Below are 14,786 nucleotides of genomic sequence, written 5' to 3'. Positions count from 1 at the left end.
TATTAAAAGTTTAAAATCTAGAAAAGGAATGATCATCAATGAAAGATAAATTTGCCCAACGAGCTAGTCTTGTAAAATCCTCTGAAACGCGCGAAATTTTAAAAGTAACGGAACGACCAGAAGTGATTTCATTTGCAGGAGGACTTCCAGCGCCGGAGCTATTTCCCGTTGAAGCAATGAACGATGCGTGCCGCGCCGTATTAAATGAAGACGGAGCCGCTTCACTTCAATACAGTACAACAGAGGGGTATATCCCTTTACGAGAAGCAATTTCTAAACGAATGCAGGATATCGGCATTGAGTCCACGGTTTCGAACATTTTAATTACGTCCGGATCTCAGCAGGCAATCGATCTTACCGGAAGACTGTTTCTTAATGACGGAGACGTGGTAATCTGTGAAAGCCCAACGTATTTGGCAGCTATTAACGTATTCAAATCCTACAATGCGACGTTTGTAGAAGTGGACATGGACGAAGACGGAATGATTATGGAAGAGCTAGAGAAAAAGCTTCAGGAAAATCCACAGGCTAAATTTATCTATACAATCCCAGATTTCCAAAACCCTACAGGGCGCACATTAACGCGAGAAAGACGTCAGCGAATGATCGAGCTTGCGAACGCATACGACGTTCTAATTGTAGAAGATAATCCGTACGGAGGCGTTCGATTTGCAGGAGAAACGCTGCCGCCAGTTAAGCATTTTGATACAGAAGGCAGAGTTATTTATATCAGCACATTTTCTAAAATCTTTGCACCGGGTCTTCGGATCGGCTGGGTGTGTGCAGATGAAGCTTTTATTGATAAGTACGTAGCGTTTAAGCAAGTGGCTGACTTGCATACGGACAGCTTTGCTCAGCGCGTAACGGCTAAGTACATGGAGCTTTATGATATCGAAGAGCACATTCAAAAAATTAAAGCCGTATACAAAGAGCGATGTACCCAAATGTTATCGTGCATCGAAGAATTTTTCCCGGAGAATTTGTCTTACAGTAAGCCAGAAGGCGGATTGTTTATTTGGGTGGAACTGCCCCAAGGAATTGATTCAGCGCATATCTTTTCAGAATGTCTAAAAAACAACGTAGCCTGTGTTCCGGGAACTCCTTTCTTTCCAAACGGAACAAGAAACAATGCGCTGCGCTTGAATTATTCTAATATGTCTGCTGAACAAATCGTTGAAGGCATGAAGCGCATGGGAGACGTATTGCATCGTGAATTGACAAGGGAAACGACTGTTTTATAAAAAGAATGGAAAAATCAAATAAAGCAATTTTATTGATTCATGAAATATACGGTGTGAACAATCATATGAAGTTTATGAAAGAGAAATTGTCTAAGTTAGAGGCAGATATTATCTGTCCTAACTTATTATCTAAAGACGCTCCTTATAGCTATGAAGAAGAACGAATGGCTTATCAAAACTTTGTTCAAAACATTGGTATTGATGAGGGTTCAAGACAAATTACTAACATGTTAATTCAACTAAAACAGGAATATGAAGAAGTAGGAGTTATAGGCTTCAGTGTAGGAGCCACAATATCGTGGCTATGCAGTGAAAACAATTTGTGTGACTTTGTGATAGGCTGTTACGGATCGCGTATTAGAGATTATGTAAATAGAAGCCCTGTTTGCCCAACTCTTCTTATTTTTCCTGCTGAAGAGCAAACATTTGATGTAGACTCTTTAATAAATTCATTAGAGCAAAAAAGAGATCCTCTTTTGGAAATTAAAACGTTTCATGGATTTCATGGTTTTATGAATCCTTTTTCACAAAACTTTAATAAAGAATCAGCTGACCAAGCCTTCCAAACCATAAGTGATTTTCTCGAAAAAAACTTAGCTGATAACTAGGGTTATACTGAAAGTGATACCTTACAATAAGTAGAAACTGACCCTTTTTCAGTGCGTATACATGTATTAACATTTTCTTTAGACGTATCGAAAAGGGGCGAGGTTATGCTAAAGTCAGTTGAAATTGTAGGAACAGCAGTAAAGCTAGTGCCGCTTGAAAAAATGCATGAGCAAGGACTCTATGAAGCTGCAAAACCGAAAGAAATTTGGGAGCACCTCCCGGTGAAAGTTCATAGTCTAAATGATATAAAACAGCTGATCAAAAGTGCTTTAATAGCCAAGCAAGAAGGAAGAGAGCTTCCTTTTGCTGTATTTGATATAGTGTCACATTCGATTATAGGAAGCACGAGGCTTTTAGATATATCACTTCCAAACAAAAGCCTAGAAATAGGGTGGACATGGTATCATCCATCCGTGTGGCGCACCCGGGTTAATACGGAGTGTAAGTATTTATTATTAAAACACTGTTTTGAAGAGCTGAAGCTTCACCGCGTTCAATTCAAAACGGATGTACGAAACAAGCGGTCCAGAGTGGCTATTAAACGCTTGGGTGCCACGCAAGAAGGCATCAGCAGAAAACATATGGTTTTACCTGATGGATACGTACGAGATTCGGTTATCTTCAGTATAATTGACGACGAGTGGCCGTTTGTCAAAAAGCGACTAGAAGGTTTTTTACATGCAGCCAGTCAGGGAAATAAAGAAAATGTCAGCAATTAATCGTTAAAGAGCTTCTTTAATAATTTTTTTATAGTAAAGAACAGATAAAATACCAAAAATAGAGTACAGGGCAGTATAGACAATCATCACGATGATCATAGGCGTCCAAAGTTCAGTTCCAAACAAGAACCAGCCGGATTGCACGGCAAAATAACTGTGAAGCAAGCCGATGACTAACGGTATGCCGAAATTAAAGAGCTGCTTTATTTTAATGCCTTTTAATAAATCTTTTTCGGTGAAGCCGAGCTTTCTAAGAATTGTATAGTTTGGCTTTTCATCTTCACTTTCGTCCATTTGCTTAAAGTAAAGAATACACCCTGATGTGATTAAAAAGGCTAGTCCTAGAAAAGCAACAATGAACATGATTAGACCCATATTTTGTTTTTGACTCACTGTCATTTCTATACGCGAGTCATTTAAGCTATTATCGCTGAATTTCATCTCTCCGAAAAGCTGATTTGCTTTTGGTAAGTCATCTTCTTTTGATATGTCTATTCCAGTGTAGAGAGAAGATTCTTTTTGAATAGAAGGATCCGCATCCTTTTTTAGCTCATTAAATACGTGATTGTCTACAATCGCAGTAGGCAAACCGCCGCCTGTAAAATAAATAGGTAGAAGAAACTTTCGGTTTAATCCTACAAACTTTTGTGGAATTACTTTTTGCTTTCCTTTTAGCTCAATACGCCCCGAATCTTTAAAGGCCATTGTTTTTTGAAGCATATTATTATAGCCGGTAAACAAGGTTTCGTTTTGAGCTAGATTTATGCCATTAACTGATTTTTCACTGATCATTGGAATCGTCATAGCGGACGAGTCCACCATTGGACTTTTTAGTTCATTTTCTAAGATGTTTTTTACGTTTGCTTTTACTTGAATGACGTCGATCTTTTTTTCCGTGTATGCTATTTTCTTTCGATCCAGTGCGGCTTTAAACGAAGCAGCGTCTTTTGAATTATTGATAGCAAAATCGTTAGGTACATAGTCTCCAGCCGACTTTTCAGCAGAGTAATAAGAGATATAGCTCAAGCACAACAGGCCAATGGCAAGAGCCGATACAGTTGTAATAACCGTTAGTAATAACGCGTTTGATTTCATTCGAAACATAATCGAAGAAAGAGATAATACATCGTTAATTGACAAATAGCCTTTTTTGCTTTTTCGCATAAGATTTAATAAAAATCGAACCGAGCCTTTATAAAACAAGTAAGTACCTATGATAACTGAAGCTAAAATAGATATCATTGCGATTGCTAAAGCATTCATGCTGGTAAAAGAGCCGTCAAATAATTTGGCGGAAATGTAATAGCCTGAAGCGATAAAGGTAATGCCGAGAATCCCAATAATAATTTCAGCTATACTGATTTTTTTTATTTTGCCTTCTGTCGATGAAGTGACTCGGAATAAAGCTAAAATAGTTTGTCTTTTAATAAAAAGGTAGTTCATCGTCATAATCAGCAAATAGATAGCGCCAAACACAATCAGCGTTTGAATCAAGGCTTCTTCAGAAAAATGAAGCTTGGCAATGCCTTTTGTATCGGTGATTTTAAACAAAATCATAATGACCGCTTTTGAAAACGAAAACCCAATTAAAATGCCGACAATCAGTGAGGCAAAATACAGCATAAAATTTTCAACGGTCAAAATACGGAAAATTCTTGTTTTGGTCATGCCAATTAGCTGAAATAAGCCAATTTCTTTGCTGCGTCGTTTGATGAATATCGTGTTTGCATATAATAGAAAGATAGAAACGATGGCTACAAGTAAAACAGAAGCGGCCCGAACCGCTGCGCCTCCTTTAATGGAACCTTTGGTTGCATCAAGAGCCGGATCATACTGCAGCGTTACAAAAGCAAAATATAAAGCAGCGCTGAAAACCAGTGCAAAAACGTATAAATAATAGTTTTTTACATTCTTTTTGAAGTTGCGGAAAATCAGCTGATTAATGTTCATGTTGAACTCCGCCTAGCACGCCTTGAGTTTTCATAATATCGTCAAAAAAGGCTTTTTGCGTTTGATCGCCTTTGTACAGCTGCGTATAAATTTGTCCGTCTTTTATAAAAATGACTTTGCTGCAGTAGCTGGCTGCCACTGGGTCATGCGTTACCATAACAATACTTGCGCTTCTTTTGTCATTAAGCTCGGTCAGTTTGTTTAACAAATCGCTTGCCGCTTTTGAGTCAAGTGCACCGGTTGGTTCGTCAGCAAAAATCATGCTTGGCTCATGAATAAAGGCTCTTGCAGCGGAGGTACGCTGTTTTTGTCCCCCGGAAATTTCACTTGGATATTTGTCTTTCAGCTCATAGATGCCGAGCTGTTTGGCTAGCGCGTCAAATTTTTTGTGAGCTACTGCTGAAGGAGTTTTCGCAACGGAAAGAGGCAAGAGGATATTTTCTTTCACTGTCAGCGTATCGAGCAAGTTATAGTCTTGAAAAATAAAGCCTAAATGTGTTTTTCGGAAGTTTGCTAACTGCTTTTCTTTCATTCTGCTAATTTCATTTCCTTCAATTTTGATGGTTCCTCCGTTGATTTTATCAATGGAGGAAAGCACGTTCAGAAGCGTCGTCTTTCCTGAGCCTGAAGCGCCCATAATTCCTACAAATTCTCCTTTCATAATGGTAATATCTACGCCTTTTAATACTTCTTGTCTATTAAATTTATTTCCGTAGCTTTTATGAATATTAGTTGCTTCTAATATGTTCATATGTATTCACTCCTTTAATCTGATACGTTTATTATAGAAAAAGGGCTTTAGCTTTTCCTTTGATTCACCGAACAAATAACGAAAGCATGTGACATTTTTGTCACATGCTTTTCATATCCACAAAATCATTTGATTTAGGAAAGGCAAGCGTAAACGTCGTGCCTTCGTTAAGAACTGACCGCACGCCAATGTGGATAAAAAGAGCATTCGCCGCTTTTTGAGCTAGATACAGACCCATGCCTGTGGCACGGCTGTCTTCGTGCTGCGTAGTTGAGGTGAAACCTTTCTCAAAAATGCGCGGCATATCTTGAGGAGAAATGCCCCGTCCGTTATCTTTTACCTCGATGTATACTTGACCATGGTGCTCGTAGCTTCTAATCATCACATCAGATTCTTCACTGTACTTGACTGCGTTTGTTAATAGCTGCCTCATAATAAACGAAAGCCACTTTGCGTCACAAAGTACACGTTCTGCCTGTAGGTCCACATCAAACCCAATATTTTTTTGCATGCACCAAGCTTGCAGCGTTTTGATTTCAGTGAAAATAAGGGACTCTAAATCCAGATGTTCAATATACATATCATTTTCGATAAAGAAAATGCGCTTTTGATGCAGCTGTTGATCAAGTAAAAAGTGAATACGGAGCCACTCGAACGTCAAGTTTGCTTTAACTTCTCGATTTTCTAAGCGTTCAATTATTAAATGCATCGCAGTTAACGGCGTTTTAATTTCGTGAATCCAAGCTAACAGTTCATCTTTTTCCTGCGTCACGTGCAGCTGAGTTTGCACGCCATCTTTTTTCGCTTGTTCTAATTGTTGCATCAGATTTCGCTGAACAATCTTTTCAAACGGACGCAGCGGATGAGAAAAAGTAGAAGAATCAAAGAAGTCTTCTTCATCTTTTAGCTTTTGATAAAATTTTGTTTCTTTGTGATAGCGGAAGACGCAGAAAATAAGAAAGATAATCGATGATAAAAACACGATATAGAGAATCGAAGACAGAGGAATAGATTCATCAATATACGCGATAAATAGCATGAAAAAATGTATGATAAAAAAGAAAAGAATCCAGCTTAGACGCTCGCGAATAAAGAGTTTAATCATAGCGTTCCTCTTCAATGGCTACGTAGCCTTGGCCGACTTTTGTTTCAATAAAAGTTCCCAGTCCAATTTCATCCAATTTTTTTCGTAGGCGATTGACGTTTACCGTCAGCGTGTTGTCACTGATAAATCGTTTATCTTCCCACAAACTATTAATCAGTTCATCTCGGCTTACAATCGTATTCTTTTTATGTATTAAGCATTTTAAAATAAAGATTTCATTTTTGGTCAAATCGATAGCTGTAGATTCGGTTGATACTTTATTTTTTTCATAATCAATCGTAGCTCCTTGCCAAGAAAGAAGGTTTACTTGTTCAACGCTGTAATTATACACGCGGCGGAGAAGAGCCTGTATTTTTGCTACAAGCACATCAAAATGAAACGGCTTTTGCACAAAGTCGTCTGCTCCAAACTGCATAGACATTACCATATCAGAAGGATGATCACGTGAAGATAGGAAGATGATAGGGATTTTCGAATGAGAACGAATCATTCTGCACCAGTGAAATCCGTCATACTTCGGCAGCTGAATATCCATAATAACCAAATCAGGTTTTACCTCGCTGAACTCCTGCATAACGTTACTGAAATCACGGATGCCGTAAACATCATAAGACCATTGCTCCAACCGCTCTTTCAGTTCGTTAAACAGCGTTACATCGTCTTCAATTAAAAGAAGTTTAAACAATAACACGTACCACGCTTTCTGTTTTTATACTTATTTTATAGCAATATCCTTTTATTTACCATATGTGATAGTAGATTCACCGGCGTTCTTTTTAAAATGTGAAAGAATAGCTTTCGACGAGCATAGTTTATAAACATATATTGAACTCTAGTGAAAAAAGGAGAGCTGTTATGAAAGCAATGGTATGTACAAAGTATGGTAAACCAGATGTTCTTCAGCTTCAAGAAGTGGAAAAGCCTATTCCAAAAGAGAATGAAATACTGATAAAAATTCATGCCACCACGGTCACATCGGGCGACTGCAGAGTGAGGAGCTTTAATAGTCCACTGCTGTTGTGGCTTCCAATGCGAATAGTTTTGGGATTACGGAAGCCTAGAAAATCAATACTAGGCGTAGAGCTGGCCGGAGAAGTAGAGGAAGTCGGAAAGAACGTAACGCGGTTCAAAAAAGGCGACCAGCTGTTTGCAATGACAGGTATGAAGTTCGGAGGATATGGGGAATATATCTGCTTACCAGAAAAGGGGACAATAGCCGTAAAGCCAGAGAATGTAACCTATGAAGAAGCCGCCTCTATTTCTTTCGGCGGCACGACGGCTCTGCATTTTTTTAGAAAAGGAAATATTCATGCCGGGCAAAAAGTGCTTATCTACGGTGCTTCAGGTGCCGTAGGAACTGCCGCTGTACAGCTTGCTAACTATTACGGAGCTGAAGTGACAGGCGTGTGCAGTGCTAAAAATAGGGAACTAGTAAAGTCTTTAGGAGCAGACCTCGTCATCGACTACCAAAACGAAGATTTTACTGAAAAACAAGAAAGATACGATCTTATCTTTGATGCGGTTGGGAAAATCACAAAAAATCAGTGCAAGGAAGCGTTAGCCTTAAATGGACGCTTTGTTTCGGTCGAAGGGCAAGGAATTGCCAAAGTGCAGACGAAAGATTTATTACTTCTTAAAAAACTGATGGAAGAAGGACAGATCCAATCAGTGATTGATAGATGCTACTCTTTAGAACAAGTTCCAGAAGCTCATGAGTATGTAGAAACCGGACATAAAATAGGGAGCGTAGTCGTTACGTTAAAAAAGTAAAAAAGAGAATCTCTATAAAAGATCCTCTTTTTTATGATATTAAACTTTACTCTCCGCCTTTAATCCAAAGTTCAAGAGGAAGCCCTACAAGGTTCTTTCCGATCCATTCTCTGGCAATATTATTAGAAGGGCCCATAGCAATGCCCGCTCTGGCATCTCGGAACAAACGTTCAATAGGGCCTTTTTTATAGCCGTATCCGCCGCTTACATCCAATGCAATTCGCGTTGCTTTGTTGGCTACTTCTGAAGCGTGCACTTTAAATTCAGTCAGCGGGAGGGTAAGGACACCTTGTGCTTTTTGTTCAGCTTGTAAAATATCAAGCTGTTCTGCCAAGTCAATTTGCCATGGTTTTGTGCTTTCAATGAGGACTTTTGCTTCGGCAATCTGCTGGCGAATGACTTGATAGTCGCTAAGCTGGTTATTAAAATCGCGGTGAATCGTTCGCGTTGCATGGTTAACCGCAAGCTCTAGCGCATGTTCCGCTACTCCAAGCCAAGCAGAACCAAGGCCAATTAAATAAATAGGGGAAACGCCGTTTAAGACGATTTCTTTCCCTGTTTCTTCACTGCCTAGAAGATCTTCTTTTGGCACGTGTACATTTTTATAAGAAATCGGACCGCTGTGATTACCGCGAACGCCCAGCGCTTCCCATGGACTTGCGGTGATGCCCTCTGATTTTCCATCTACAATAAAAAAGCTAATATCCGTTGCTTCTTGTGCTTCAGGGCTGCGTGTTTGAACGATATAAAAATCAGCTTGCCCGGCGCTCGTAGTAAATGATTTGTCAGCATTAACTACATAATCTTCGTCATTTCGCTGCGCTTGACTGAAGTTGTACCACCAGTGTCCTCCTGAGGCTTTTTCACTTGTAGAGTACGTACCAATCAGCCCTTGGTCAATTGGTTGTAACCAGCGTTTTTTTTGATCATCGTTTCCGTACAGCGTAATAGTTTGAACCGCTCCGACATGCATCACGTAAACTAAAGCAGTGGAAGCACAAGCTTTTGCAATTTCTTCAGCCACAATTGCAAAAGCCACGTGATCAAGCTCTAAGCCGCTGTATGCCTTTGGTACAAGAATGTTTCCCCAGCCTGCTTTAATAAGCGCTTCTAAATTTTCTCGTGGAAAAACGCCTTCTTCATCTGTAAGGGCTGCATTAGGCCGGATCACTTCATCTACAAGAGAAGCGATTTTCTCGCGGATGGACGCGTAATAAGCGCGCGTTGATTGATTATATACAGGACGTGCAGAAATTTCGACTGACATAACATACCTCCAAAAATTTTAATGTTTGTTACGATAAACTATTTACAATGCGCCCGCTTTTTCTTTTAGTTCCTGTTCTTTTTGTCTTACGAGCGGAATGATGGTTTCGCCAAACGTTTTGATTTCTTCTTCATAATGTAAAAAGCCTGTCAAAATAATGTCCACGCCGATTTTTTTTAGTTCGATAATTTGATTGGCGACTTGTTCGGCTGTTCCGATAAGGCCAGTTCGAAAGCCATCATTGTACTGAACTAAGTTTTCAAATGAAGAGTTTGCCCACATGCCTTCACCTTGAGGAGAAGCTTTGCCCGCAAATTTCACTTGACTTTCAAACCCTTCAACGGCTTCTTTATCCGCTTGTAGAACAATTTCTTTTAGCACTTGTTTTGCTTTTTCTTCTGTTTCACGGACAATGACAAACCCGTTCACGCCGAATTGAATATCACGGCCGTTTGCCTTTGCTTTTACATCTTCAATTTGGTTTTTTAAGTTTTCAATCGAGTTGCCGTTCATGAAATAAACGTCTGATACTCGGCCTGCCATTTCACGGGCGGCTTTAGAGTTTCCTCCTTGAAATACTTTTGGCGGCTGAAGAGGCTTTGGTTTTAGCGGTGCGTCATTTAATCGGTAAAAGTCTCCTTTGAACGTAGTCGTTTCGTTTTTCCATAGTTCTCGAAGCACGTTAATAAATTCTTCAGAACGGCGGTAGCGCTCGTCATGATCTAGCCATGGTTCGCCGTAGCCGTTAAATTCGCCTTTAAACCAGCCGCTTACAACGTTCACAGAGACGCGTCCGCTGCTGATATGATCAATAGTCGAAATGATTTTAGCAAATACGCCGGGATGCCATAGCCCCGGAAGAACCGCTGTAATAATGTTGATTTTTTTAGTAGTGGCAGCCAGTGCAGAAGCGAGAGTCGCAGCTTCTAGTTGATTTTCAGCTCCGTAGCTTGCAAAAAATCTAGTTTGCAAGAGAACATAATCAAAGCCCACCTGCTCGGCAATTTGCGCATACCGGCTGTTTGCTTCAAATGACCACTCTGTTTTTTGAGGAATGTTGGAAATGACAAGGCCTCCGCTTACGTTCGGGGCCCAATAAGCAAATTGCAAACTCATATGTAACGCCTCCTTAGTTAAGTAGTGAAAATAAATGAGCTGGGTAAAACATTCATCTCCTTAAATGCCAAAGGCTCTTATCTCGCTTCAAATTGAAGAGAAGATAAGAGCCTTCAGTAGCCTGACAGGCGGTACGGATGCTGAATGTACATATAGTTATATCACCGGTTATTCCGATAGTCAAAGTGAGTTTTAAGAAATTTAAAAAGAATGAAATCGTAATTAAGTTTAACTAAAGAAGTAAGAGATCATCTATTTTAACTAAAAACAAACTTGACTTATAGGAATAGTGAGTATACTATTCAAATATGCTAAATAAATGAGAGGTCAACAGCTATTTTCTCTAAATAAATAGCCGTTTAAAAATAATCGACCAGACGACTGGAGATGCTTTGAACAATCAAAGCATCTCTTTTTTATTTGTCGTAAAAAGGAGGAAGTATACGTTGAGTAAAAAAAGAAAGCTAATGCTAGGAGCAAATATTAAAGGACTTGGAAATACGACGGATGGATGGAGACATCCGGACGTAGAGCCTGATGCGAGCATTAATATTGAGTTTTACAAGAGGCAAGCGCGTATATTGGAAAAAGGACTGTTCAGCTTTGTCTTTATTGCGGATGGGTTAGCAATATCAGAAAAGTCCATTCCTCACTTTTTAAATCGTTTTGAGCCCATTACGCTGCTGTCAGCTATTGCTGCTTCTACGAATCACATCGGTTTAGTTGGGACGGTTTCAACAAGTTTCAGTGAGCCTTTTACCATCGCTCGTCAGCTGATGTCTCTTGATCATATCAGCGGCGGGCGAGCGGGATGGAACGTAGTCACTTCTCCGCAAGAAGGGGCAGCGCGCAATCACAGCAGAGGATATCTTCCTCTTCACAGCGAACGATACGAAATTGCAAAAGAGCATCTCGACGTAGTAAAAGGGCTGTGGGATTCGTGGGAAGATGATGCTTTTACCTATCAAAAAGAAACCGGCCAGTTTTTTGATCCAAAGAAAATGCATACGCTTGGATTTAAAGGCAAGCACTTTCAAGTTCAAGGGCCGTTAAATATTGCTCGTTCAAAGCAGGGACATCCTGTTGTGTTTCAAGCGGGTTCATCAGAAAGAGGAAGAGGATTTGGCGCAGAAAATGCGGATGCGATTTACACCAATGCACATACACTAGAAGAAGCGCAGGCATTCTATCAAGATATGAAAAACAGAGCAAAAAATCACGGGAGAAATCCTGAAGAGCTTCTCATTTTTCCAAGTATTGATTTAATTATAGGAGATGGCGAGGAAGATGTAGAAAGAAGATATGGAGAGCTTGCCGCTTTCATTCCAGTTGATCATGCCATTACATATTTAGCTCGTTTTTTTGATGATTATGATTTTCATCAATTTGACGTAGACGCACCGTTTCCAGAGTTAGGGGATATAGGAGCAAATGCGTTTCAAAGCACTACAAATAAAATTAAACGAGCGGCGGCTGCTCGAAAGTTAACGTTAAGACAAGTGGCACTTGAAACGGTTTTACCGCGTTCGCCGTTTTCAGGAACACCTGAGCACGTAGCGAATGAAATGCAAAAATGGCATGAGCAGGAAGCAGCGGATGGATTTGTGCTTCGCCCGTTTATGAGCGATACGTTTCATCAGTTTGTGGAAAAAGTGGTGCCGATTTTACAAGAGCGTGGCCTTTACGACACTTCATATGAAAGCAGTACGCTGCGCGGAAATTTGGACCTTTCCGTTCCACATAATCGATATAGTCAAACAAAGGAGGAGTATGTGTATGACAGTCAAATTAATCAGTGAATACAGCATAACAGAAAGCTTAAAAAAGCAGGTAATTGAGTGGAGAAGACATTTTCATCGCTATCCTGAATTATCGTTTCAAGAACACCGAACGTCTCAGTTTGTTGAAGATACGCTTCGTTCGTTTGGAAGCTTTATCATTACTCGTCCTACCCCAACAAGCGTGGTGGCTAGATTAGTAGGAAAAGAAGAGGGAAAAGTGGTTGCGATCCGGGCGGATATGGACGCGCTGCCGATTGAAGAAGAAAACACGTTTGCATTTGCCTCGGTTCATAAAGGCGTGATGCATGCATGCGGACATGACGGTCATACGGCTATTTTATTAGGAGTAGCTTCTGTTCTTTCTCAGTTAGGAGATGAATTTAAAGGAGAAATCCGCTTGATTTTTCAACACGCAGAAGAGCTGCTGCCAGGAGGGGCACAGGAGCTTGTTAAAGAAGGCGCGATGGAAGGTGTGGATTATGTAATTGGCACGCATTTGAATTCTAGTCTTCCCATCGGAGAAATCGGCGTGCTTGCAGGTCCTATGATGGCTTCGCCTGACATGTTTAATATATCGATTAAAGGAAAAGGAGGACACGCCGCAGCGCCTCACGAAGCAGTTGATGCTATTGTTGTAGGAGCACAAATTGTGACGAACCTTCAAACGATTGTTTCAAGAACGACCAATCCAATTGATAAATTAGTCGTATCGGTTACACAATTTCACGGAGGAACTACGCACAATGTACTTCCTGATAAAGTGGAGCTTAACGGTACCGTTCGCAGCTTTGACGCAGCTCTGCGAGAAAAAGTTCCGGCACAAATTGATCAAATTGTAAAAGGACTAACAGAAGCCTACGGTGCAGAGTACACGTTTACGTATGAAAAAGGCTATCATCCCGTCATTAATTCTGAAGAAATTACAAGGTTAATTGAAGAAACAGCTATCGAAGAATATGGAGAAGAACGTGTAAAGACGCTGTCTCCTAAAATGGGAGGAGAAGATTTTTCAGCTTATCTGCAGGAAACGGAAGGAGCATTTTTTAACATCGGAGCACGAAATGAAGAACAGGGCATCGTATACCCTCATCATCATCCGAAGTTTACGGTAGATGAAGACTCGCTTGAAATTGGAGTAAAGATGTTTTTGCGCATAACAGAAAAGCTATTGGCTCGTTAAAAAAAGAACAAGAACCTATTTGGTTCTTGTTCTTTTTTATGTATTCTTATTTCGTATCCTTATAATTCGTCGCAAATCCTGCTGCAATTAAACCAATCAAACCCAGCACTCCTACAATAACGGTTATGACCATTACGTTCACCTCAGTCGCTCTTAATAATACGCTTTCATTTGTTTAATTTTACCATGAGTCTTCATATGAAAGAAGCTTTTCTTTTAAAGACTCTAGCTTTTTAAATTTTTGATCATAGCTTTGCCGTTTTAACATGTCGTTGGTTATTATCAGCGCATCTTCTTTACGCCCTGCATACAAGTAGGCTTCAATGACTTCGTCGAATCCTTCTGAGTAAGGGAATTCTTCATATTTTGCTAGTTTAAATGAGGCGTCGTAGTGTGTCGTTGCTTTTTCGTATTGCTTTAGTTTTAAAAGCATACGCCCATTTGCTAAATGTAAATCTGCTCGTTCTAAATCGGTAAGGGTATGGAGTTCAATCCCTTGGTTGCGTATATCAAGGGCATCTTCATAGCGCTTTTTTTCTTCTAGCTCAAACGCTTTCTCATAAAAATGGTCAAACTTCGTTAGGGGTCTTCTTGATTTATAGAACTTGTAAATGCCGTATAGGATCAAAAGCAGTAACCAGAGCAATTTGTTCAACTCTCTTTCATCTCTGTATGTATAATATTTATATTAAAGGAAATTAAATTCAGTTGATAGATTTATTGAAATAAAGACGTTTGAGGGGGAATACGATGGTCATCAACCAGCGAATCTATAATGTAAAAGGACTTCAGTACATCATTCGCTCAGCTGCCACTAGCGATGCAGATGAATTGTCTCACCTAAGAGTTCAGCTAGACGGAGAAACGGAAAACTTAGATCGTGAGCCAGGAGAAGGGTATATGAATAAAGAGGACTTTGAAGAGCTTATTAGTCGTGACACGGAAAGTAAACGAAACTTATTTTTAGTAGCGGTTGTACATAATGAAATTGTCGGATTTTCAAGGTGCGAAGGTAATGAGTTGAAACGATTTGCCCACAAAGTAGAGTTTGGCGTATGCATCGCACAAGAACGTTGGGGATACGGAATTGGCAAAGAGCTTTTACAGCAGTCTATATTATGGGCAGATAGCGCGGGCATGAAGAAAATGACGCTGAATGTGCTAGAGACCAATAAAAAAGCGATTGATTTATATACAAAGTTCGGGTTTGAAATAGAAGGGGTATTAAAAAATGACAAGCTGCTGTCAGACGGCAAGTTCTATGATACGGTTGTGATGGGGCGCTTTGTATAGCTTT

Annotated in this window: 14 protein-coding genes; 7 read left to right on the top strand and 7 right to left on the bottom strand. The window is 40.0% G+C overall.

Features of this window, described 5'->3' with window-relative positions; genetic code table 11:
• The first annotated feature begins 38 nt into the window (after nt 1-38).
• The 3 genes from ACFX4N_RS11230 (at nt 39) to ACFX4N_RS11220 (ending at nt 2,569) form a co-directional block, all read left to right on the top strand.
• Nucleotides 39-1,241 (top strand): aminotransferase-like domain-containing protein, encoded by a 1,203-nt coding sequence (locus ACFX4N_RS11230; RefSeq protein ID WP_057273598.1) that lies wholly within the window; start codon nt 39-41, stop codon nt 1,239-1,241.
• A gap of 5 nt (nt 1,242-1,246) precedes the next feature.
• Complete coding sequence (locus tag ACFX4N_RS11225) at nt 1,247-1,849, top strand: dienelactone hydrolase family protein (protein WP_192100266.1); 603 nt, start codon at nt 1,247-1,249, stop codon at nt 1,847-1,849.
• Nucleotides 1,850-1,954: 105 nt separating this feature from the next.
• Entirely contained in the window at nt 1,955-2,569 is a 615-nt protein-coding gene (locus ACFX4N_RS11220) for a GNAT family N-acetyltransferase (protein WP_057273596.1), read from the top strand.
• Nucleotides 2,570-2,572: 3 nt separating this feature from the next.
• Here the strand turns inward: ACFX4N_RS11220 and ACFX4N_RS11215 are convergent, their stop codons facing one another.
• From ACFX4N_RS11215 to ACFX4N_RS11200, 4 genes are all read right to left on the bottom strand, one after another.
• A complete protein-coding gene (locus ACFX4N_RS11215; RefSeq protein ID WP_057273595.1) occupies nt 2,573-4,519 on the bottom strand; it encodes an ABC transporter permease in 1,947 nt (648 codons plus the stop codon).
• Nucleotides 4,509-5,270 (bottom strand): ABC transporter ATP-binding protein, encoded by a 762-nt coding sequence (locus tag ACFX4N_RS11210; RefSeq protein ID WP_029323043.1) that lies wholly within the window; start codon nt 5,268-5,270, stop codon nt 4,509-4,511. Before ACFX4N_RS11210 ends, ACFX4N_RS11215 begins: the two co-directional genes overlap by 11 nt.
• A 100-nt stretch (nt 5,271-5,370) precedes the next feature.
• Nucleotides 5,371-6,375: a sensor histidine kinase gene (locus ACFX4N_RS11205; protein ID WP_057273594.1), complete on the bottom strand. Its 1,005-nt coding sequence runs from the start codon at nt 6,373-6,375 to the stop codon at nt 5,371-5,373.
• Nucleotides 6,368-7,060 (bottom strand): response regulator transcription factor, encoded by a 693-nt coding sequence (locus ACFX4N_RS11200; RefSeq protein WP_013058026.1) that lies wholly within the window; start codon nt 7,058-7,060, stop codon nt 6,368-6,370. Before ACFX4N_RS11200 ends, ACFX4N_RS11205 begins: the two co-directional genes overlap by 8 nt.
• 170 nt (nt 7,061-7,230) lie before the next feature.
• On the opposite strand from ACFX4N_RS11200, the gene ACFX4N_RS11195 reads away from it, so the two are divergent.
• Nucleotides 7,231-8,145, top strand: a complete 915-nt coding sequence (locus ACFX4N_RS11195) for an NAD(P)-dependent alcohol dehydrogenase (protein WP_057273593.1) — start codon at nt 7,231-7,233, stop codon at nt 8,143-8,145.
• A gap of 46 nt (nt 8,146-8,191) precedes the next feature.
• Here ACFX4N_RS11195 and ACFX4N_RS11190 read toward each other — a convergent pair whose 3' ends face one another.
• Nucleotides 8,192-9,412 (bottom strand): acyl-CoA dehydrogenase family protein, encoded by a 1,221-nt coding sequence (locus ACFX4N_RS11190; protein WP_057273592.1) that lies wholly within the window; start codon nt 9,410-9,412, stop codon nt 8,192-8,194.
• Nucleotides 9,413-9,454: 42 nt separating this feature from the next.
• Nucleotides 9,455-10,528 carry a dimethylsulfone monooxygenase SfnG gene (sfnG, locus tag ACFX4N_RS11185; protein WP_377261395.1) on the bottom strand — a complete coding sequence of 358 codons (1,074 nt, stop codon included), beginning with the start codon at nt 10,526-10,528 and terminating at the stop codon, nt 9,455-9,457.
• Nucleotides 10,529-10,974: 446 nt separating this feature from the next.
• On the opposite strand from sfnG, the gene ACFX4N_RS11180 reads away from it, so the two are divergent.
• Complete coding sequence (locus ACFX4N_RS11180; protein WP_057273591.1) at nt 10,975-12,327, top strand: LLM class flavin-dependent oxidoreductase; 1,353 nt, start codon at nt 10,975-10,977, stop codon at nt 12,325-12,327.
• Entirely contained in the window at nt 12,305-13,489 is a 1,185-nt protein-coding gene (locus ACFX4N_RS11175) for a M20 family metallopeptidase (protein WP_057273590.1), read from the top strand. The genes ACFX4N_RS11180 and ACFX4N_RS11175 overlap by 23 nt, the downstream gene beginning before the upstream one ends.
• A 181-nt stretch (nt 13,490-13,670) precedes the next feature.
• Here the strand turns inward: ACFX4N_RS11175 and ACFX4N_RS11170 are convergent, their stop codons facing one another.
• Nucleotides 13,671-14,135, bottom strand: a complete 465-nt coding sequence (locus ACFX4N_RS11170; protein ID WP_192100267.1) for a hypothetical protein — start codon at nt 14,133-14,135, stop codon at nt 13,671-13,673.
• 104 nt (nt 14,136-14,239) lie between these two features.
• Between ACFX4N_RS11170 and ACFX4N_RS11165 the strand changes: the two genes are divergently transcribed.
• Nucleotides 14,240-14,782 carry a GNAT family N-acetyltransferase gene (locus ACFX4N_RS11165; RefSeq protein ID WP_098547631.1) on the top strand — a complete coding sequence of 181 codons (543 nt, stop codon included), beginning with the start codon at nt 14,240-14,242 and terminating at the stop codon, nt 14,780-14,782.
• Nucleotides 14,783-14,786: the final 4 nt, after the last annotated feature.

The sequence above is a fragment of the Priestia sp. YIM B13551 genome, from assembly GCF_042787905.1.
In the GTDB taxonomy this organism is placed as follows: Bacteria; Bacillota; Bacilli; order Bacillales; family Bacillaceae_H; genus Priestia.
The sequence above is the reverse complement of the archived record's forward strand: the minus strand, read 5'-3'. Positions and strand labels throughout refer to the sequence as shown.

Excerpts from the sequence above, each read along its gene's own strand:
- ACFX4N_RS11230 (WP_057273598.1), top strand. The coding sequence starts at position 39 with ATGAAAGATAAATTTGCCCAACGAGCTAGTCTTGTAAAATCCTCTGAA.
- ACFX4N_RS11225 (WP_192100266.1), top strand. The coding sequence starts at position 1,247 with ATGGAAAAATCAAATAAAGCAATTTTATTGATTCATGAAATATACGGT.
- ACFX4N_RS11220 (WP_057273596.1), top strand. The coding sequence starts at position 1,955 with ATGCTAAAGTCAGTTGAAATTGTAGGAACAGCAGTAAAGCTAGTGCCG.
- ACFX4N_RS11215 (WP_057273595.1), bottom strand. The coding sequence starts at position 4,519 with ATGAACATTAATCAGCTGATTTTCCGCAACTTCAAAAAGAATGTAAAA.
- ACFX4N_RS11210 (WP_029323043.1), bottom strand. The coding sequence starts at position 5,270 with ATGAACATATTAGAAGCAACTAATATTCATAAAAGCTACGGAAATAAA.
- ACFX4N_RS11205 (WP_057273594.1), bottom strand. The coding sequence starts at position 6,375 with ATGATTAAACTCTTTATTCGCGAGCGTCTAAGCTGGATTCTTTTCTTT.
- ACFX4N_RS11195 (WP_057273593.1), top strand. The coding sequence starts at position 7,231 with ATGAAAGCAATGGTATGTACAAAGTATGGTAAACCAGATGTTCTTCAG.
- ACFX4N_RS11190 (WP_057273592.1), bottom strand. The coding sequence starts at position 9,412 with ATGTCAGTCGAAATTTCTGCACGTCCTGTATATAATCAATCAACGCGC.
- sfnG (WP_377261395.1), bottom strand. The coding sequence starts at position 10,528 with ATGAGTTTGCAATTTGCTTATTGGGCCCCGAACGTAAGCGGAGGCCTT.
- ACFX4N_RS11175 (WP_057273590.1), top strand. The coding sequence starts at position 12,305 with ATGACAGTCAAATTAATCAGTGAATACAGCATAACAGAAAGCTTAAAA.
- ACFX4N_RS11165 (WP_098547631.1), top strand. The coding sequence starts at position 14,240 with ATGGTCATCAACCAGCGAATCTATAATGTAAAAGGACTTCAGTACATC.